Below are 234 nucleotides of genomic sequence, written 5' to 3' on the forward strand. Positions count from 1 at the left end.
TTCTCCTCGGCCTTGGCGCGGATCAACCGCTCCAGATCGTCCACCAGAGTGTCATTGGCGAGCTTCTGACTCGGTGCCCCGTCGATATACACCAGATTGTTGGGGGTACCGCCGGCGAGCCCCAGGTCGGCTTCTTTGGCCTCACCCGGGCCGTTGACCACGCAGCCAATCACCGCAACATCCAGCGGCACGGTGATGTCTTCCACGCGCATTTCCAGCTCGTTCATGGTCTTG

At 61.5% G+C, this 234-nt stretch carries 1 protein-coding gene; it reads right to left on the bottom strand.

Annotated features, from left to right (window positions below):
* Nucleotides 1–234: flavodoxin-dependent (E)-4-hydroxy-3-methylbut-2-enyl-diphosphate synthase (locus tag B3187_RS03175; protein ID WP_286804599.1), on the bottom strand; the 234-nt coding region annotated here is incomplete at both ends.

The sequence above is a fragment of the Marinimicrobium sp. UBA4209 genome (genome assembly GCF_002381585.1).
Lineage (GTDB): Bacteria > Pseudomonadota > Gammaproteobacteria > Pseudomonadales > Cellvibrionaceae > Marinimicrobium > Marinimicrobium koreense.